Annotated in this window: 16 protein-coding genes; 14 read left to right on the forward strand and 2 right to left on the reverse strand. The window is 46.9% G+C overall.

The genetic code is table 11. From position 1 onward, the window contains the following. From GGU45_RS14245 to GGU45_RS14260, 4 genes are all read left to right on the forward strand, one after another. A partial coding sequence (locus GGU45_RS14245; protein WP_435225788.1) for a hypothetical protein occupies positions 1–371 on the forward strand: 371 nt, incomplete at its 5' end. Between the two features lie 532 nt (positions 372–903). Continuing rightward, entirely contained in the window at positions 904–2,037 is a 1,134-nt protein-coding gene (locus GGU45_RS14250) for a Wadjet anti-phage system protein JetD domain-containing protein (RefSeq protein WP_435225790.1), read from the forward strand. Between the two features lie 101 nt (positions 2,038–2,138). Beyond that, on the forward strand, positions 2,139–3,335 hold the full coding sequence (locus tag GGU45_RS14255) for an ATP-binding protein (RefSeq protein WP_435225792.1): 1,197 nt from the start codon (positions 2,139–2,141) through the stop codon (positions 3,333–3,335). Positions 3,336–3,464: 129 nt separating this feature from the next. Beyond that, complete coding sequence (locus tag GGU45_RS14260) at positions 3,465–3,881, forward strand: Dabb family protein (protein ID WP_435225794.1); 417 nt, start codon at positions 3,465–3,467, stop codon at positions 3,879–3,881. Between the two features lie 29 nt (positions 3,882–3,910). Here the strand turns inward: GGU45_RS14260 and GGU45_RS14265 are convergent, their stop codons facing one another. Next, the gene (locus GGU45_RS14265; RefSeq protein ID WP_435225796.1) at positions 3,911–4,102 is read right to left on the reverse strand and encodes a hypothetical protein; all 192 of its coding nucleotides are present in this window, start codon (positions 4,100–4,102) and stop codon (positions 3,911–3,913) included. A 351-nt stretch (positions 4,103–4,453) separates the two neighbouring features. Continuing rightward, positions 4,454–5,314 carry an AraC family transcriptional regulator gene (locus GGU45_RS14270; RefSeq protein WP_435225798.1) on the reverse strand — a complete coding sequence of 287 codons (861 nt, stop codon included), beginning with the start codon at positions 5,312–5,314 and terminating at the stop codon, positions 4,454–4,456. Positions 5,315–5,446: 132 nt separating this feature from the next. On the opposite strand from GGU45_RS14270, the gene GGU45_RS14275 reads away from it, so the two are divergent. The 10 genes from GGU45_RS14275 to GGU45_RS14320 all read left to right on the forward strand — a co-directional run bounded on the left by GGU45_RS14275 (position 5,447) and on the right by GGU45_RS14320 (position 20,986). Continuing rightward, positions 5,447–6,208: an SDR family NAD(P)-dependent oxidoreductase gene (locus GGU45_RS14275; RefSeq protein WP_435225800.1), complete on the forward strand. Its 762-nt coding sequence runs from the start codon at positions 5,447–5,449 to the stop codon at positions 6,206–6,208. A 59-nt stretch (positions 6,209–6,267) separates the two neighbouring features. Further along, positions 6,268–7,494 (forward strand): enolase C-terminal domain-like protein, encoded by a 1,227-nt coding sequence (locus GGU45_RS14280; protein WP_435225802.1) that lies wholly within the window; start codon positions 6,268–6,270, stop codon positions 7,492–7,494. A gap of 12 nt (positions 7,495–7,506) precedes the next feature. Then, entirely contained in the window at positions 7,507–7,848 is a 342-nt protein-coding gene (locus tag GGU45_RS14285) for an L-rhamnose mutarotase (protein WP_435225804.1), read from the forward strand. Positions 7,849–7,859: 11 nt separating this feature from the next. After that, complete coding sequence (gene fucP, locus GGU45_RS14290; protein ID WP_435226145.1) at positions 7,860–9,131, forward strand: L-fucose:H+ symporter permease; 1,272 nt, start codon at positions 7,860–7,862, stop codon at positions 9,129–9,131. A gap of 189 nt (positions 9,132–9,320) precedes the next feature. Beyond that, positions 9,321–10,619, forward strand: coding sequence for an alpha-L-fucosidase (locus tag GGU45_RS14295; RefSeq protein ID WP_435225805.1), 1,299 nt, complete (start codon positions 9,321–9,323; stop codon positions 10,617–10,619). Between the two features lie 105 nt (positions 10,620–10,724). Continuing rightward, positions 10,725–11,888, forward strand: a complete 1,164-nt coding sequence (locus GGU45_RS14300) for a glycoside hydrolase family protein (RefSeq protein WP_435225807.1) — start codon at positions 10,725–10,727, stop codon at positions 11,886–11,888. Positions 11,889–11,910: 22 nt separating this feature from the next. Continuing rightward, positions 11,911–13,374, forward strand: a complete 1,464-nt coding sequence (locus tag GGU45_RS14305; RefSeq protein ID WP_435225809.1) for a sulfatase family protein — start codon at positions 11,911–11,913, stop codon at positions 13,372–13,374. Positions 13,375–13,435: 61 nt separating this feature from the next. Then, the gene (locus tag GGU45_RS14310) at positions 13,436–14,980 is read left to right on the forward strand and encodes a sulfatase family protein (protein ID WP_435225811.1); all 1,545 of its coding nucleotides are present in this window, start codon (positions 13,436–13,438) and stop codon (positions 14,978–14,980) included. A 228-nt stretch (positions 14,981–15,208) separates the two neighbouring features. Next, the gene (locus tag GGU45_RS14315; RefSeq protein WP_435225813.1) at positions 15,209–17,470 is read left to right on the forward strand and encodes a beta-N-acetylglucosaminidase domain-containing protein; all 2,262 of its coding nucleotides are present in this window, start codon (positions 15,209–15,211) and stop codon (positions 17,468–17,470) included. Between the two features lie 369 nt (positions 17,471–17,839). Further along, on the forward strand, positions 17,840–20,986 hold the full coding sequence (locus tag GGU45_RS14320) for a SusC/RagA family TonB-linked outer membrane protein (protein WP_435225815.1): 3,147 nt from the start codon (positions 17,840–17,842) through the stop codon (positions 20,984–20,986). The last annotated feature ends 4 nt before the right edge of the window (positions 20,987–20,990 follow it).

Here is a 20,990-nt window from a genome sequence, read left to right on the forward strand (position 1 = left end):
ATAAGCAGCAGATGGAACAATTTAGCGGCACCAGGGTAATTTGCATACAGCAGGATTATGCGGCAGGCTTGTTTGTTGCCAACCTGCAAAGCCTTATTGAAAAACAATCCTGTAAATATTTACGGCAGGTAAACCAGGAAAGAAAATACACTTATAGGATTAATAGGAACATAAGTTTTGCATCATTAAAATATGATATAGTGCAGCTCTTTCTGTCGGCCGATACTGAAGAACTATTATACCGTATACAAAAAAAATTTGAGCGCTACCTTGAACCAGTAAGGCCGGGAAGGCAGTACCAGCGGTCCAGAAAGGCAAAACGGCTAACAGGCAAATACCAAACTTTTACAAACTATAAAAGAGCTATATGAGCTTAACTAAATGACATTGGGCTAAAGCCGGGGGCTTTGCATATAGCACCCTGCGGGCACAACTACAGAATGATCGCCCGGTACAACCCCAAAAAATGTGTCCACACGATAGGGTTTATCGGGACGAAGTATAAATGTAAAACCTGCCCGTACCGGGCGGGCATCAAATGAAGCATGTAAAATGAAAAAGAAGTATTTGTTTTAGGAAAAAGAGCCTGTCGGTCTTGCCGGAATCCGGTTTTGCATTTTACATTGGATATTTATTATTTTACATTTCCTGAAGTCATTGTTAAAAAACGGTTTCTTATAGCGAATAGATTTTTATCCCTTGACCAGTACAGGTTGGTTCCGGGGTCAATATCACAAGTGGGTTTAACACCTGGTGATCTGCGGGCCAAACGACACTACATGATTCAAATAAATACTATCTGTGTTCATAAGATAGGATCCTTGGGGATTCAAATTGCTCCATCAATTCCAGTGTTGTAATTTTACACGGAAGTAAAATGACTGGTTCGTAAAAAGCACACTCATGACGGAATTGTACCTTCTTCAGTTGGAACGCTTGTATAAAAAATATCTCAAGGATGTGATTGCGGGCGCTGCATTTGATCCGATTGATCTGAGAGGCGGTAAACAGAAACCTGCAACTGCTGTTGAATTACATCAGGCAATCGCACAATTCAGGAGCCGGGAAAAAACCGCACAGACAGCGGGCTGGACGATCCATTGGGAGGATTGGGATAGCCGCAGGCTTGGCAGACAGGCATGGCCCGGGAAGATTGTTGTGGAGGAAGAGAATGATTATTTGTATTTGTTGCAAAAAGATCGGGAAGCCGCGGTTTTTAAGTTGCTTGTCGAACAGCTATTAAGCTGGCAGCCGGGGATTCAACCGTTCCTGCTTGCTAACCCCGAAAAAATTTTACAACTTAAGGACGATTGGCCTGGTATTATGCGGGTTGTTGACTATTTACTACTTCACGATGTTCGGAACCACTATATACGCAGCATTCCCGTACCCGTTCACACAAAGTTTATTGAAATTCACAAGCAAACCGTTGCATCCTTATTAGCGATGCTTCGGCCCGGTTGCTATATGGCTGGCGATACGCTTGAGCAGATGCTGGAATTAAAGACAAAGAAAAAATTGTATACGTTACGTTGGCTGGATAGCGGACTGGCAGCACAATATATGCATGGTATCGGAGTTGCAGGCGTTTCAATTGAAACCCTGCAGCAGGTTAGCTGGCGGCTAAAAGAAATCTGGCTGGTAGAAAATGAAACAAATCTATACCTGCTTCCCGAAAGAGAAGGGGCCCTGGTAATTTTTAGCAAGGGCTATGCTGCTAATAAAATCAAAGACGTTCCCCTTTTTCACCAGGCAGACCTCTACTACTGGGGCGATCTTGATGAAGACGGATACCGTATGCTGCAGCTAATGCGGAATCAATACGCGAACCTGAAGAGTATTTTTATGGATAGCTCCACGCTTCTGGCGCATGAAACAGAAATAGGCGGGCAGGGGCATCCTTACAAAATAACAGATTTAGAGTTGCTCACCGAAGAAGAACGGGCGGCCTTTAATATACTAAAGTACCATGGTGGCAGGCTGGAACAGGAAAAAATACGCCAGGATTTTATAAGGAACCGGCTGCTCATCATGTAGCGATGCCCGGTAAGGTGCCGATGGGAATAAGGTTGTGATTTAAAAATGTCATTTTCATACGACATTTTTTGTATATTTTTGTGCTAATTAAAGTACAATTTATGGATATTTTGTATGAATTTAATGACAATCTGATGGAACAGGTGGAGGATCATTTTTTCCGTTATCTCATCGATAAAATAAACTGGAAGCAACGGATGCTGGCCATAAAGGGGCCCCGGGGATCGGGCAAAACCACCCTGATGCTGCAGTATATGCGTTACCGTCTGAAGCGGCCCAAAGAAGAAATGTTGTATGTGACGGCCGATCATTATTGGTTTTATACACATAACCTGGTAGAGACGGCGGACACGTTCTATAAAAATGGAGGCCGGTACCTGTTTATTGATGAAGTGCATAAATATCCCGGATGGTCAGGAGAATTAAAGAATATTTACGATGGTTATCCAAAATTAAGGGTAGTCTTTTCTTCTTCATCGGCTCTGGACATCTATAAGGGAGAGGCTGATTTAAGCCGGCGGGTGATCAGTTATGAGCTCCCGGGGCTTTCTTTTCGCGAATTTCTGGTGCTACAGGGGTTTTCAATGCTGGAGACCTATACCTGGAACGATATGCTGAAACATCACCGGGAAATGAGCAGTGCTGTGTTGAAACAGTTACAGCCGCTGCCCTGGTTTAAAAAATACCTGCGTTATGGATACCTGCCGGTATTCAACGAAGGAGAAGCAGATGACGTTCCTTTAAGGCTGGGACAGGTCATCAATACGGTTATTGAAGCAGACCTGGCATCCATTGAGGGATACAATGCCGGTACCGCTTTTAAAATAAAAAAACTGCTGGGTGTTCTGGCGGAATCCGTTCCTTTTAAGCCCAATATCGCCTCACTGGCCCGTAAGCTTGATGTGAGCCGCGAAACCATCTATGCCTGGCTCCGGTACCTGGAGAATGCACGGCTGCTGAACCTGCTGATGGCAGAGGGTAAAGGCGTTTCTGTATTGCAAAAACCCGAAAAATTATATTTGGAAAATGCCAACCTGGCTTATGCATTGAAAGCAACACCCGATATCGGCTCTATCAGGGAAACATTCCTGCTCAACCAGCTCCGTAACCTGCAGTTCCCGGTTACACTTCCGGCCTCGGGTGATTTTGTGGTGAACGGTGTATATGTGGAAGTGGGAGGAAAAAGCAAAACCGCGCAACAGGTAAAAAAAGGGAACCGCTACCTGGTAGCTGCGGATGACATAGAGTATGGTGTGGGTACCAAAGTTCCGTTGTGGCTGTTTGGGATGATGTATTAGGAGCATCTGTGATAAATCTGATATTATTGCTCAGACTGGTGAGCATTCCGGCCCTATCGGAGCCGCGTAGACTTTTTTACGGGGAATGCCTATCTTTATTCCAGTACAGGAATTTAGTAGCTGAAAATTATGCAACACAAAAAGCGACATATCAATACCAGGAGGAAGTTTATAAAAAGAGCCGCAACGCTGGCGGCTGCGCCGGTCATGATCGGTCATTACCCCGGTTTGGCAAAACAGCAGGTGATTCATCATGTTTTCTTTTGGTTAAAGAACCCCGGATCGGCATCAGATCAAAAAGCGCTCATCGAAGGGTTGAGGACCCTGAAGGCGGTGCCGCAGGTACGACAACTGTTAATTGGCACGCCTGCTTCAACGATCAAACGCGATGTAGTAGACAATAGCTTCCAGGTTTCAGAGCTGATGTATTTTAACAGTACGGCAGACCAGGATGCCTACCAGGCGCATCCCATCCATACAGCCTTTGTTGAAAAATGCAGCCACTTATGGGAGCGGGTGGTCGTCTATGATATGCTAACTGTTTGATACCCGCGGTAGATGCCTGTCGCCTTCAATCAGTTGGCGGTTTTAATATCGGCGATATTGTGTATATGCAGCCATTGCCGGAACTCTTCCGGGCGCTCCGGCGAAAAATGGATGATCTCTCCTGATTTAAGCAGGATGGTAAAATAGCCCGCTGCTTCAACAAACTTGTTTAGCTGCGCATGGCCATATTCAAACTCCGGAAATAAAGCAGCAATATTCATTATGTAATGCGTTTAACCGGCAGGGCATGCAAAACGCATCCGATGCCTGGCGTAAAATTATCGAAATACCGGGCTTAAAAAGTCGGCAGAAAATTTACTGGGGACAAAAGGTGGAAATCTTTGGTTGCGGATCCTGGATCTCCTTACTAACAGCTCTTTCCCGGAGCGGCTTCCACTGGTTTTGAAAGGAACTACAGCTTTTAAGCATGGCTGCGTTCCGCTGGTTATCGCAACGGCATTAGTGATCGGTAAAAACGGCCCGCAGATAACGCTGATGAACCGCAGATGACTGGGGCGATAGTTACGAAGCCATCAGCGCGGATCAGCGGGAAATAGGGTGCCCTGAACCCCTCAGTTATTGATCAGTTTCCGGTACTCATTGGGTTGAATTTTTTTCATGCGTTTAAACAACCGGTTAAAATGGGTAATATTATTAAACCCGCTTTCATAGCAGATCTCCTTAATGCTTTTTTGTCCCTCGGATAAAAGTTTACAGGCATGACCAATCCGTAATTCTGCAATAAACTGTGTATAGCTTTTGCGGGTGCAGGACTTAAAATAGCGGCAAAAGGAATTTTCGGTCAGGTTGGTTAAGGCAGCTATCTCCTTAATATAGATCGGCGATTTAAAATGCTGAAGGGTATAATTATAGATCTTGTTGATTCGTTCCGATTGGGTAAAAAGGTTGTCGCTTTTGTACGCCGATGAAATGCTGCCGGGCTTCCTGCATTCGGCTAAACAGGTTAGCAGTTCAAGCAGAAGGATGATCCTTTTGGTGTCTGTAGCAGCGATCAGATTGGTCAGGGCCTCCTTGGCAGTATCTGCCTTTGTACCCTTAAGCACCAGGCCCTGTTTGCTCTTTTCAAGGAGCGCGGCTATCTTCTGGTTTTCGGGTATGGACAGGAAGTCTTTTCCCCAGAAATCTTCCCGGAACTGGGTAAGCTCAATGTAGGATTTTTCCGGATTATCTGTGGTATATAAACTGTCAAATTTCCAGTAGTGCGGCAGGTAGCTGCCAATAAGCACAAGATCGCCGCTTCTGAAATAATGGATGCCATCTCCGGCAAATAATGTTCCCGCTCCTTTTATTACATGGATCAGTTCAAACTCCGGGTGGTAATGCCAGCTGTTGTTTTTATAAGACTTGCTGTCGGATCGTGCACTAAAAGAAATGGCCGGTCCTGATGTGATCTTAAGGAGTATCGGTTTCATAATGCTAAAGATATTCCTTTTAAATGTTAAAATATAAAATAGATGGTAAAATAGTGTAGGTAATGGAACATACAATGGCTGAATTGCTGGCGATTATTTTATTTCTTTGTTGCAGGGAACGAAAAAATTGCCATGCTATTATCAAATAAGGTCATTATTGTTACAGGAGGCGCCAGCGGTATCGGCTATGAATGTGTAAAAGCCTATATCAGGGAAGGGGCGCTCGTAGCCCTGCTGGATGTGCAGCAAAAGGAGCTGGAACTGGTGATGGGCGAAATAGGTGCCCGGCATTTGGGCCTCCATTGCGATGTGTCTGATGAAGAGCAGGTAAAAGTTTCCATAGCGCAGATTCTGCAGCATTTCGGAAGGATCGATTGCATCCATAACAATGCAGGAATTGCATCGCCATCGAAACCTCTTCATGAAACTTCAACGGCGGAGTGGCATGCCCTCATGAATGTCAATGTTTTCAGTATCTATCTCACTACCCGGTATGGACTGCCGGCCCTGCAGGAGTCAAAGGGCTGTATTGTAAATACCAGCAGTATGGTAGCGCAGATCGGGCAGGCGCATCATGCTGCGTATACGGCTACAAAGGGGGCTATCAATACCCTTACCAAATCTATGGCGCTGGATTATGCCGGCTACGGGATCCGGGTCAACGCAGTGGCCCCTGCCGGCGTATGGACGCCTTTGCTGCGGAGCTGGGCTGCAGAACAACCGGACACCGCCGGAATTGAAAAATACCTTGATGATATTCATCCGCTGGGCTATTGCCCGGAGGGGGATGTAATCGCCGATGCCTGTGTATATCTGGTATCGGATAAGGCACGATTTGTTACCGGATGCATTTTGCCCGTTGGCGGTGGGGCAGAGCTGGGGTACAGACGGTAGCTGTATATGCAAAAGTATACACTGAACAGGAGTTTTATAAAATAAATGATTTACGATATATGATTCGGAATATAACGATCCGGGACCGGCGGTTTGCATTGTCCGGCGGTGCAGGTAGCGATGCAGTGCATAGAGACCCTGTCTATTCTTATGCGGTTACAGAGCTAACAGACGACTCGGGAGTAAAAGGAACGGGTTTTGCCTTTACCCTGGGCGAGGGGAATGACCTGGTTTGCAAGGCCGCGGCATTTTATGCCGACCGGCTAAAGGGATTGGATATTGAAGCCGTTATGGCCGATTTTGGCAGCTTGTTCAACCGTTTATCCAACGAGCAGCAGTTCCGCTGGCTGGGCCCTCATAAAGGGGTTGTGCACCTGGCACTGGCATCCGTTACCAATGCCTGTTTTGATTTGTGGGCGCAAAAAAGAGGAGTACCGTTGTGGAAACTGCTTACAGACCTTACCGCGGAACAACTGGTAGCCACCTTGGATCTGAGTTACCTGGAGGATCTGCTGGACCGGGAAACCGCGCTGGCCCTGATCCGCGGGGAGGAAGCCACCCAACACCAGCGGGAACCCATTCTTGAAAAAGGCTATCCCGGGTACGATACTTCTGTGGGATGGTTTAATTACGATGATGAAAAGGTGCGCGAAAACTGCCGTAAAGCCATCGACAGGGGATTCAATGCCCTGAAATTAAAAGTAGGATCCGGGGAAGCCGAACGGGATATCCGCCGGGCGCATATTGTAAGGGAAACGGCGGGGGACGGTGTAAAAGTAATGCTGGATGCCAACCAGCAATGGACATTGCCCGCAGCGCTGAAGATCTGCACCGCATTGCGATCGATGAATCCTTACTGGATCGAAGAGCCCACGCACCCGGATGATATTGAGGCGCACCGTGTGCTGGCCAAAGCTATAGCGCCCGTTCCGCTGGCTATTGGTGAGCATGTGCCCAACAGGATCATCTTTAAAAACTATCTGCAGGCAAAGTGTGCGGGCTTTATGCAGGCCGATGCCGTAAGGCTGGGTGGCGTAAGCGAATTTATTACCGTAAGCCTCCTGTGCAGGAAGTTTGGTGTTCCGGTGGTACCGCATGTGGGAGATATGGGACAATTGCACCAGCACCTGGTATTGTTCAATCATATCCGGCTGGGGCATGAAGCGTTGTTCCTGGAGCATATACCCCACCTGCAAAAACAGTTTGTGCACCCGGTAAAGATCGTAGACGGAAGATACCAGACGCCACAGGAGGCCGGTAGCTCCTGTACATTAATTGATCCTTAAAATAATGATCGTATGAAGCGTTTTTGCTTAACATTGGATTTGAAGAATGATCCCGGGCTTATTGCCCTGTACGAGGCCCATCACCGGGAGGATGGCATCTGGCCGGAGATTTTAGAAGGCATCCGGGCCTGTGGTATTGAGGCGATGGATATTTACCGCGCCGGCAACCGGCTGATGATGATCCTGGAGGCGGGGGATGATTTTGACCTGCAGGCAGGCTTTGCCCGCATGGCCACCCTGCCCCGCCAGCAGGAGTGGGCCGCGCTGATGGATACTTTTCAGCAAAAGCTCCCCTTTGCCCAACCGCAGGAACATTGGGTGGAAATGAAACAAATTTTTAAACTTTATAAATAACCGGCTTGCAAGTGCATACCTCTTCTTCATCAAAACGCTCCGCATTCCTGGTGCCGTTGTTGATCGTTATGAGCCTCATGTTCTTCTGGAATATGAGCCGCAATATCAATGATATCCTGATCCCGCATCTGAAACGCGCCTGCCAGCTTACCGATTTTCAGTCTTCGCTGGTGCAGTCTGCTTTTTTTGGCGCTTATTTTCTGATGGCCCTGCCTGCGGGGATCTTTATTCACCGCAGGGGCTACAAGGCCGGTATGGTTACGGGGCTTTTGATAGCGGCTGCAGGCGCTGCACTTTTTTTCCCTGCGGCAGAGATCCGGTATTATCCTTTGTTCCTGGGGGCCCTGTTTATTATGGCTGCAGGATTCACCTTTCTGGAAGTAACGGCTACACCTTATATTTCCCGGCTTGGCGATCCGGGGGAAGCTTCCAGCCGGTTAAGCTTATCGGCTGCCGTGGGTTCGGTAGGGGCTACCGTTGCTCCCTATATAGGGTCGCTGCTCCTGCTGCACAAAGAGGATATTCCGGAATCGGCCATACAAAACTACACGCCCGGCCAGCTGCAGGCGTTTCTTACAGCGGAAGCCAATCTTGTAAAGTTGCCCTATGTTTCGCTGGCACTGCTGTTCTTTGCTATGGCCATATTGCTCATTTTTATCAAATTGCCCGCCATCCGCGAAGAAGAAGGCACGGGCCGCTATACGTTTAAAGACATTCTCAATTACCGGCATCTCCTGCTGGGGGTGGGTGCCGTATTTTGTTATGTGGGCGCCGAAGTGGGCATCGTGAGCTTCCTCATACGTTATGCCCAGTCGCTCCGGATACCCGGGTTGACCCAGCAAAAGGCGGCATTGTTTATATCCCTGTTTATGGGGCTGGTATTGGCCGGCAGACTGGGGGGCGCCTATGTTCTCAAAAAAATAGCGGCGCCCCGGATGCTGGTCATTTCTGCAGGCGGCGCTTTCCTGCTGGTAACGGTGGCCCTGCTGGCCGGCGGCTATGGGTCCCTGTTTCTGCTGGCGCTGATCGGGTTGCTGACGTCGGTAATGTACCCCGTTATTTTTACGCTCAGCATTGATGGGTTGGGCCGGCATACCAAAACGGCCTCATCCCTGCTAATTATGGGGATCGTAGGCGGGGCGCTGGTACCGCCGGCCATGGGCTATGTTTCGGACCAGGTGGGTATCCGCTGGTCTTTTATATTCCCGGCGCTTTGCTATTTGTATGTATTGTTTTTTGCTGTAAAGGGATACCATATCCGTATCCGTAATAACCACAAATGATTTTAATAACGAAACTGTCTGAAATTTTATTTTTCTTAAAGCTTTAAGGCATTAAGAATAGTTAAGTGAGCATATTGCTTAATGACTCTTCACTTCTTAATGTTTTAAAATTCATCATATATCTTCTGTTGATTAAAATTTAAACAGGCTCAACACAACTTCAACGATAATTTTAAAACAACGTAAATAATGAAGCAGCTAAAATTAATCGGGTTACTGCTCCTGGTGAGCAGCAGTTTACTGATGGCTCAACCCTACAGTACTATCAGTAAAAAGACGATGGAGGATTTTATGGGTAAGCGGTTTGGAATGTTTATTCACTGGGGACCGGTTTCTTTACGCGGTACAGAGATCGGCTGGTCGCGGAACCATGGAGTAACCCAAAGCGACTACGACAGCCTGTATAAGCAATTTAACCCGGTGGATTTTGATGCCGATGCCTGGGTAAAAACGGCAAAAGAAACCGGAGTGAAATATCTCACCATCACAGCCAAACATCACGATGGATTTTGCCTGTGGCCAACGGCTTATACCGATTATAACATCATGAATACACCCTATAAAAAGGATGTGGTAGGGGCACTGGCAAAAGCCTGCAAAAAGTACGGTATAAAATTTTGTATTTATTATACCGTATTGGATTGGTACGACCGCCGTTATCCCCTGCACAATGATGGCAACAAAGTACCCGATCCAAAGGCCAATATGCCGCAGTTTGTACAATACATGAAAGATCAGCTAAAAGAGCTGGTAACCAACTACCATCCGTATATGCTCTGGTTTGATGGCAACTGGGAAGCTCCCTGGACCCTGGCTGATGGAAAAGAGATCTATGATTTTTTAAGAAAGCTGGATCCCAATGTGGTTATCAACAACCGTCTGGGAAAAGGTAAGCATACTTTATTGAATGAGGAATCGGTAGGTGATTATGCAACACCCGAACAGCAAATTGGGGCTTTAAATATGACCACACCCTGGGAATCCTGCATTACACTTTGCCGTCAATGGGCATGGAAGCCCGGCGATGCAATGAAATCTTTAAAGGAATGTATTCAAACCCTGGCCAGCACAGCAGGAGGCAATGGCAATTTGCTGTTTAACATCGGCCCCATGCCGGATGGTCGTATTGAGGAACGGCAGGTCCTGCGCCTGCGGGAGATTGGCGCCTGGATCAAAAAATATGGAGAAGCCATCTATAATACCAAAGGCGGCCCCTATCAGCCCAACAAGGTATTTGCCACTACCCGCAAGGGAAAGAAGATCTACCTGCACCTGTTTCAGAAACCTGGAGAACAGCTTAAATTGGCAGCGATACCGGGCTATAAAATAAAGAAGGCACGGTTTCTGGGAGGCCCCCGGGTGCACTTTCAGCAGGATGAAGGAGGCATAGCACTGCAGCTGCCGGAGCAGCTGCCCGATGAAAATGATTCGGTGATCGTACTGGAGCTCAATAAGAACACGGAGGGCATAGCGATCATTGGAAAATAAGTAATGGAACCAAACTCAGAACGCGGTGCGTGAAGAATTCGCAAAGGACGTTGCGCAGTAATATGGCCTTTGCGTTAAAGAAAGGACTAAAAAAGCTTTATACCAGTGAAAAGTTGTTGCTATTTTTTTATATTCCTGTTCCTCTGCGGAACAAGGCTTTATGCCCAGGATAACCTGGACCTGCAAAGCCGTATGCCAAAGGAGGTAGGGGCCAGGCAGCTCTTTGTTGCCGATTCTTTTTATAACTGGTGCAGCAGCGTGATCAAAGGACCCGATGGGCGCTATCACATGTTCTACTCCCGGTGGAGCCATGGTAAGCGGGCATTGGATGACGACCCAATGAATGGCATCTTTAACGGCTTTAGCGGCTGGCTTAAATATTCGGAAATAGCCTATGCTGTGGCAGACCAGGCTACCGGCCCTTACCGCTATGTTAAAACAATCCTGAAAGGCGAGGGGGATTCCCGCAGCTGGGACCGGTACACCATGCATAACCCTCAGATCCGGAAATTTGGCAATCAGTACTACCTTTATTATATCAGCAATTCCTTTGACCCCGCTTTTCATTTTTCGGATAACCGCAAGGTGGGTAAAGACTGGCTGCACTGGCTCAAATATAATTGCACCCAAAAGATAGGTGTTGTAAAGGCGGCCAGTATTAAGGATCTTGTAGAAGGAAGGTATAAAAAGCTGCCGCAGCCATTGATGCAACCGGACAATGAACATACCTTTGAAGTGACCACCAATCCCAGCGTAACGCAGGGGCCGGATGGCCGGTACTATATGATGTTTAAATCGCGCAAACCCAATGTGGGGCACATGACGATGTGGATGGCGGTGAGTGAGCAGCCCGATCAGCCGTTCCGTTTGCTGGGGCAGGTATTTACAACGGCCGATCTGGCCTGTGAAGATCCGTACCTGTGGTACGACCGGGGAAGAAAACGCTTTTATGCCATTGTAAAGTATTATTCGAATGATAAAGTGCTGGCACCCCAGTTTGGGGCCCTTGCCCTGGTTACTTCGGAAGACGGACTGCACTGGCAGGCAGCTAAACATTCCCTTGTGTCCATGCGTACCTTAAAAATAAAAGGAAGGCCGGCAACGGAACTGACGCATCTGGAGCGGCCTTTCCTCTTGCAGGATAACAGGGGCAACCTGCAGGCACTATTTGCCGCAGCCTCTATAAAGGAGCCGGGGAAGGGCGATGTGCTGCACACAGACTTCGATCATAACAGCTTTATTATTTGTTTTCCGTTATCCGGGAAATAGATTCCATCTTAAAAAACAGGATATGCGACTTTTATTAAGTTTCTTTCTAATGGTATTATTTTTTGTGAGCGCAGGCAGCAGGTTGCACGCGCAGGGAAAAACAAAACCCAATGTGATCATCATTTTTATGGATGATATGGGTTATGGCGATCCCGAGTGTTATGCGGGAGTTAATTACAAAACCCCGGCTATCAATAAACTCGCTGCAGAAGGTATGCGGTTTACCAATTTTTATGCAGCGCAGGCCGTGTGCAGTGCTTCGAGGGCAGGCCTGCTTACGGGCTGTTATCCCAACCGGGTAGGCATACACGGGGCTTTGATGCCCTGGGCCACACTGGCATTAAACCCGGCAGAAGAAACCATCGCTTCCACGTTAAAGAAGGCCGGCTACCGTACCGGTATGGTGGGTAAATGGCACCTGGGAGCAAAAGCGCCTTTCCTGCCGGTGCATTATGGTTTTGATGAGTTTCTGGGCCTGCCATACTCCAATGATATGTGGCCGGTAAACTATGACGGTAAACCTGTTACAGACACGGCCAACCGGAAATTCAAATATCCTCCATTGCCTTTACTGGAGGGCGACCGGCCGGTACGGTATATTAAAACACTGGAGGACCAGGGTACGCTTACGGCTACATATACCGAACGGGCCTGCGATTTTATAAAACGCAACAAAAAAAATCCGTTCTTTTTATACCTTGCCCATTCCATGGTACACGTGCCCATTGCCGCATCGCCCCGCTTTTTGGGTAAAAGCGGCGCCGGCTTGTTTGGAGATGTGATGATGGAAGTAGACTGGTCGGTAAGTGAGATCATGAAGACCCTGAAGGCACAGGGGATCGACCGGAATACCGTGGTTGTTTTTACCAGTGATAACGGCCCCTGGCTTACGTTTGGTGACCATGCCGGCAACACCGCCGGCCTGCGTGAGGGCAAAGGATCCAGTTGGGAGGGTGGCCAGCGGGAGCCCTGTATTGTGCGCTGGCCGGGAACGGTACCTGCGGGCACCATCTGCAATAATCTTGCGGCTACCATGGATTTGCTGCCTACACTGGCGCGCCTCGCCGGAGCGCCCCTGCCCAAAAATAAAATTGACGGAGTGGATATAGCCTCATTATGGTTTGCCAAAGCCGGCGCTAATCCCCGGGATGAGCTGGCCTATTACTACGGGCGCAATAACCTGGAGGCCGTTCGCAAGGGAAGCTGGAAACTGGTATTCCCGCACCGGGGACAAACCTATAAAACCTATATGCCGGGCAAGAACGGATTTCCCGGGGGCTATGCAGATGCGCAGGTGCCCCTGGCACTGTACGACCTGGCCCATGACCCCGGCGAAACACAGGACGTACAAAAAGCCAATCCCGAAGTGGTGGCGGCGCTCATGGATGTGGCCGTTAAGTATCGTAAAACATTAGGGGACGATCTTACAAAGACCCCCTGTACAGAGTGCCGGGAGCCGGGGCAAATAACGGCTGCACAAAAATAGCAGCAGCAGGAAGAACCCATAGGAGACCGGAATACAGTGAATAATTCAAATACAACGACCAATGCAGTTTAGTTTTAAAAAGTTCTTTTTTATCGGTGGCGCGCTGCTTTTAGCCGTTACCGGTTTTGCTCAAAAAATCCGGAAGCCCCAGCCGCCCAATATCCTCATTATTGTTTCTGATGATCATGCCTTCCAGGCCATTGGAGCATACGGAAGTAAGATGATGGAAACACCCGGTATCGACCGCCTGGCAAAGGAAGGAGCGGTTTTCAGCAATGCCTTTGTAACCAATTCTATTTGCGGCCCCAGCCGGGCCTGTATCTTAACCGGTAAATACAGTCATATAAACGGATTTAAGGACAACCTGAGTAAATTTGATGCCAGCCAGGACCTGTTTGTAAAACGGCTGCAAAAGGCAGGATACCAAACGGCCTGGATTGGTAAAATGCACCTGGATACCAAACCGCAGGGCTTCGATTATTGGGAGATACTGCCGGGGCAGGGGCATTATTATAACCCGGACTTTATTACGATGAGCGGTGAAACTGTAAGGCGTACCGGCTATGTGACCAATATCACTACGGAACTGGCAGAAAAATGGCTGGATTCCCGCGATGCCTCAAAACCCTTTTGTTTGGTAGTGGGACATAAAGCTACGCACCGGATATGGATGCCCGATCTGCAGGACCTGGGGAAGTTTGATAAAAAACAGTTTCCCCTGCCGGATAATTTTTATGACAACTATGACACCCGGTATGCCGCGGCGCATCAGGATATGAGCATCGAAAAAACGCTGCGGCTGGGCTATGATCTGAAGGTGATGCAGACCAGTGATATTATGGGGGCAGAAAACTATAACCGGATGAATGACGAGCAAAAGAAGGTATATAGTGCCTACTATAAAAAAATAGAAAAAGAATTTATTTCAAAGAACCTGTCCGGCAAAGCGCTTACCGAATGGAAATACCAGCGGTACATGAAAGATTATCTTGCCACGGCGGCCTCTCTGGACCGCAATATAGGCGAGCTGCTAAGCTATCTTGATAAAACAGGCCAGGCAAGCAATACGTTGGTGATCTACCTGTCGGACCAGGGCTTTTATATGGGAGAGCATGGCTGGTTCGATAAGCGGTTTATGTATGAAGAGTCGTTCAAAACGCCCATGCTGGCGCGTTTTCCCGGGGTTATAAAACCCGGTACGGTATATAAGGATATGGTCATGAACATTGATATAGCGCCCACGGCACTGGAGCTGGCAGGGGTGAAGATACCGGGAGAAATACAGGGAAAGTCGATGCTGCCGCTGTTTAAAAACAAGGAACAGCAGGCGCGGGATGCCGTTTATTATCATTATTATGAATCCGGTGAACATTCAGTGATTCCACATTTTGGAGTGCGTACCAGCCGGTATAAGCTGATTCGTTTTTACCAGGTGGCCGATAAATGGGAATTGTTCGACCTGGAAAAAGATCCGCATGAAATGCGCAATATATTTGACGATCCTGCTTACAAAACCATACAGGCGGGGCTTATGAAACGCTTAAAAGAATTGATAACGCAGTACCGGGATACCGATGCAGAGAAATTAGTGGGCAACCAGAGATGATTTATGGTCCCTGATGGTCAAAAGTGCATTCGCTGAGTCGCCGTTCGGCCGTTCAACGGCTGCTAACCTTGCTGTTTCCTGGTTATAAATTAAAAGGTTGCAGAGCGGGGTTCGCTGCCGGTATGAAGTTTTAATTTAAACAACAGCTTTTTCCCCGCCACTACAATACTGCCGGCATTGAGGATTCTGGTGGGGTCTTATAGCAATGTAGCTTGCTTTTTAAATATTATGAAGAAAATAAACATTCTTTGTTTGTGTGCATGTTTCTTTTTTGCATTGCCACTTTTTGGACAACAGATTTCATTGTCGCCGGTTCCACAATCTGCCTTATTTGGTAAAAAGACATTTAGCCGTCCTGTTACTTACTATATTGACAGTAAAAAAACAGCAGATGCGGATGCCATAGGGCTTTTGATGCAAAACGTGAAAACCGGCAAGAGCGGTGTTAAAATATCTATTGGCAAAAAAGGAGATGCTAATGTTCGCGATATTGATGCGCAAATACCCAATATAAAGGAAGGATATTTTCTGCGTATTACTCCTAAAAGAGTAATTATTGCAGGCAGTGATGATGCCGGCACGTTTTATGGCGTGCAAACTTTTTTACAATTAACGGCAAGTGCCAGGATATTACCCGTAACCATAAAAGACTACCCCAATGTAGCGGCACGTGGTATCGTAGAAGGATTCTATGGTAACCCTTATTCTTTTCAGGATCGCCTGCGCCTGTTCGCTTTTATGGGCCACAATAAAATGAATACCTATATATATGGACCTAAAGATGATCCTTATCATGGCTTTGGCACCAAATGGCGGGATCCTTACCCGGCGGAACAAGCAATGAATATGAAGAAATTGATTGATGCTGCACATAAAAATAAGGTAAACTTTATATGGGCGGTTCATCCGGGTAACAATATAAGTTGGGATGACAAAGACGGCGATGATGTTGTTGACGATTTTAAAGCCTGTGTAAACAAGTTTAGAAAAATGTATGAATTAGGAGTACGCTCGTTTGCCGTATTCTTTGATGATATTGGCGGAATAGGTGCCGATGCAGCAAATCAGGCAAAAATGATGAACTACCTGAATAAAAATTTTGTAAAACAAATGCCGGATGTTCATTCGCTTATTCTCTGTCCTACACAGTACAACGAACGCCGTACAAAGGGCGATTACCTGAATATATTAAAAACGGAAATGGATTCCAGTGTCCGCATTATGTGGACGGGTAAAAGTGTAATACGTCAAATAGATAGGGAGACGATGGACTGGATCAATCCCAGAATAGGCCGCAAAGCCTATATATGGTGGAATTACCCGGTAACGGATTATAGTGTAGAACGCTTGTTGATGGGGGCTGTGGATTATAATGGGCAGGATATTGCACCGCAATTATCAGGTTTTGTCTCTAATCCAATGGAATATGCAGAAGCCTCAAAAGTAGCATTGTTTAGTATTGCCGATTATTGTTGGAACATGGGCGCTTATGATGCCAGGGCTTCCTGGGAAAAAGCATTGAAATATCTGATGCCCGGGACTACAGGAGCTTTCCGCGTTTTTTGTGAAAATAACCAGGCTTTAAATCCGGGGGAGTTTATCAGGAATGATAATGAGTCAGCGTCATTTAAAAAGATTGTTGCCGGTTTTAAAGCGGATTATGGCGCACAGAAACCGATTGCAGAACTGATACATCAGTTTGAAAACTTCAGAAAGGCATCAGCTGCGTTGTTGGCTTCTTCGGATAATATCCCCATGCGTGATGAAATACAACCTTGGGTAAAGGTGTTTGATATAATGGCGCAAAAAGGCCTCGCTATGACATCGATGTGGCGTGCGTTGGTGGTAAAGGATAGCGTAGCATTTATCAATGAGTATCAGAAATTAGCTTTACTCGATAAGGAACAGGCAGATGTTAGTTCCCGCGGGTATAAAGGATCGCGGGCCACGGCTTATCCAAAACCGGCAAATCTGGTGGTACTTCCTTTCCTGAACTGGTTTAAGGATACGTTGATAAAAACATATAAAGCAACTTATGGCTACCGGGCGGATATTTTTCCCAGGCCGATTGTTCCGGATGGAAAATATCTGATCAAATATGGAGGAAAATATTTATCCAATCTTCAAAACGCTGCCCCGGAAAATAATCGTCCTGTCTTTATTTCCGAAAGAGATGTCAATATGCCTGCGCGACAGGAATGGATGATTACATATAACTATGCTACAAACCGGTATAAAATAGTAAATATGCTGGATGGCAAATATTTAAATGAAAATGGAGAATTTGGGACCGGGGATTATAATCCACTACGGCATAATTTTCTGCTGTATGTCGAAAAAGATAAACTAGCCATTCAAAACGCTGGGCAGGGCGGTCACAATTTTATGGGCGTTGCAATGGATAAAGTCATAGGTAGCGCAGTTAAAAAACTATTACCCGAGAGCTTTCTTTTTGAATTGGAATCTACAATGGCGAAGCCGGTTCAATGATGAAGGCTTTTGGTAATAATATTGCAATGTCATTAAATGATGCGTTCATTCCTTTATTATTCATGAAAACTATTTTAATGTTAGAATAGTGTAAGTGTTGGGGTATATTAAGAATATTTGAATATACTATCTTCCCTTATTTTGCATTGAAATAATAACGGGTTGTTTTTTTAGATTGCGTCAATCATTAAACGAGCTGCTGAAATAATCTGGCTTACAATAATGACAATCATACTGGAGTAGCGGTTTTGCGCCGTTGCCTCCGGGGGGAGTTGTTGTGTTTTACCGGATAATAGGATCAGGATTACTAACTAAAAGTTGCCAAATATTATGTTTAAAAAATGCGGTGGAGCTCCCAAAATCATATTCATGATACTGGGAATCGTAATGTGTTTGTTTTCGTATAGCCAGGGTAAAATTACAGTGGTGGGCTCTGTTCTGGATTCTACCCGGGTGCCCCTGATGGGCGTAACGGTTTCTGATAACAGTACAAAAACGGCGCTTACAGCAACAGATGTCAACGGCCGGTTTGTACTGGATGTTGCCTCCGGAACAACACTGAGTTTTTCATTTGTGGGCTTTGTGTCACAAACGCTTTTGGTATCCGGGAAGCCGGATACGGCTACTATAATCGTTTTAAAAAATGCCGCCATCAATGCCGGGGAGGAGGTGGTGGTAACCTCATTTGGACAAAAGAAAATGCGTGAGGCGGTTACCGGTTCTGTAACAACGGTCAAACCGGAGAACCTGCGGATCCCCTCCAGCAATCTTACCAATGCATTGGCAGGCCAGGTGGCGGGCATTGTGGCTTACCAGCCCAACGGGCAGCCGGGGTATGATAATTCAGAATTTTTTATCCGGGGGGTAACTACTTTTGGATATGCCAGTTCTCCTTTGATCATCATCGATAATATGGAGTCTTCCGCCACCGATCTTGCACGGCTTCAGGTAGATGATATTGAATCTTTCTCTATTCTGAAAGATGCCGGGGCCACCGCGCTTTACGGGGCCCGGGGCGCCAACGGGGTAATATTAGTATCCACAAAAAAGGGCAGGGAGGGAAAACCTAATTTTTACATGAAGCTGGAAAATTCGATTTCGGCGCCCACACAGCGTTTGAAAATTGCCGATCCGGTTGCGTTTATGCAGGGGTATAATGAAGCTACAACCACCCGTAATCCAACAGCCGGGGATTATTATACAGCCGATAAAATATACTTTACCCGTCAAACCATGCAGGGAGCTCCGGATGGCAATCCTTATGTATACCCGGCCAATGACTGGCTTTCCATGTTGTTTAAAAATCGTACCAATAATCAAAGAGCCAATCTGAACATCAGTGGCGGAGGCGGGGTAGCTACCTATTTTATCTCGGGCTCCTATAACCTGGATAATGGTATTCTTAAAGTAAGTCCCGTAAATAATTTTAATAACAATGTAAAGCTGCAGAACTATCAGCTTAGAACAAATATCGATGTAAATGTAACCAAAAGTACAAAATTGTCGTTGCTGATGAATGGTATATTTGACGACTACAATGGCCCGTTAACCAGCAATGCAAATGGTACTACTGATATGTGGGCGTTAGCCATGCGCACGGATCCCGTAGGATTTCCCGCGTACTATGCACCGGACTCTGCCAACGCCTATACCCAGCATGTTTTATTTGGGAATACCGCTGAATTGGGCGTCAACCCTTATGCGCAATTATTGCGGGGATATACGCAAACCGTTAATTCCACCATCAATGTGCAGCTGTCGCTCAACCAGGATCTGAAATTCATTACCCCGGGTTTAAAGTTCTCCGGCAACCTGCAGCTGCGGCGTACATCCGGCACTTCTACCACCCGGCAGTACAGGCCTTTCTATTATACGGTGCTGCCCAATAACTATAACCCGCTTACACAGGTATACCAGTTGTCCTGGCTGAATGCGTCGCCCGGAGCGGCAACAGAGTACCTGGACTATGCCCGCAGCGGAAGCGATGTAAATGCAGTAAGCAACCTGCAGGCATTTCTTAACTACGACCGTACTTTTGGAAATCTGCATACTGTAAGCGGCCGGGTTATTGCCTGGAAGCAGCAAACGATCAGCAACAAGGGCGCGGATCTTACCCTTCAATCCAGCCTGCCCTTCCGCAACCTGGTATATTCGGGTGGACTGGCCTATACCTATGATAAACGGTATACCGCAACTTTTGACTTTGGGTATAACGGATCGGAGCGGTTTTCTGAAAATAACCGGTTCGGGTTTTTCCCAACAGCCGGCGCTGCCTGGATCGTTTCTAACGAAAAATTTTGGGATGGGTCGGCCATTGCTGCAGTTGTCAGCAAGCTGAAATTAAGAGGAAGCTATGGCGTAGTAGGAAATGATAATATCTCCGGGTCAAGATTCTTTTATCTTTCGGGCGTCAATCTGAATGGTGGCAACGGAGCTTCCTTTGGCGCTACCAATGGCTACTCAAGGCCCGGAGTTACCATCAGCAACTATCCCAATCCCTTTGTAACCTGGGAGCGCTCCTACCAAACGAATCTTGCAGCGGAACTAACCCTGTTCCATTCCCTGAACATTGTGGCGGAAATATACCAGCAGAAACGCGAGAATATTTATCAGAACCGGCTGCCCATCGCCACGATGGGGCTGGAAGCCGCTGTGGGCGCCAACCTTGGAAAAACAGAATCCAAAGGATTGGATCTCCAGTTAGACTATTCAAAAACGATCAGCAATGATGTTACCATCAGCGCCCGCGGTAACTTAACCTATACGCAGGGTAAATATAGCTACTTTGAAGAACCGGCATATCCCGGTCAGCCGTGGCGGCGCCGCACAGGTTCATTGCTGGGACAGCAAATGGGATATATTGCCGAACGTTTATTTGTAGATGAGGCAGAGGTAGCCAACTCACCGGCACAATTCCCCGGCACCATGGGCGGGGATATTAAATACAGGGATGTAAACAGTGACGGTCTTATTAATACGGCGGATATGGTACCTATTGGTAACCCCGTAACACCGCAAATTACCTATGGGTTTGGCCCCAGCGCCAGGATAAAGGACTTTGATATTGCCTTCTTTTTTCAGGGTACAGGTAAAAGAAGTTTTTTCATCGATCCCTATATTGTAAGCCCCTTCCTTACCGGATCTGTTAATACCAATAAAAACCTCCTGCTGCAGGACTTCGCCGATAATCACTGGTCAGAATCATCCAGGAATCTTTACGCCCTTTATCCCCGGTATGTGACTTCCTCTACCCAGCTGCTAAACAACGGTCAGACAAGCACCTGGTGGATGCGGGATGGTTCATTCGTCCGGTTAAAGAGTATTGAGCTTGGCTATTCGCTCCGGCAAAACCTGCTTCAGAAATACAGGATCAAAAGCTTCAGGATCTATGCCAGCGGCCTCAACCTGTTTTTGTTCAGCAAATTTAAAACCTGGGATATAGAGCAGGCCGGAAATGGGTTTGCCTATCCCATTCAGAAGACATTTAACATCGGTATTCAGACAAGCATAAATTAACATA

Source organism: Niabella hirudinis (assembly GCF_051201075.1).
Taxonomy (GTDB): domain Bacteria; phylum Bacteroidota; class Bacteroidia; order Chitinophagales; family Chitinophagaceae; genus Niabella; species Niabella hirudinis.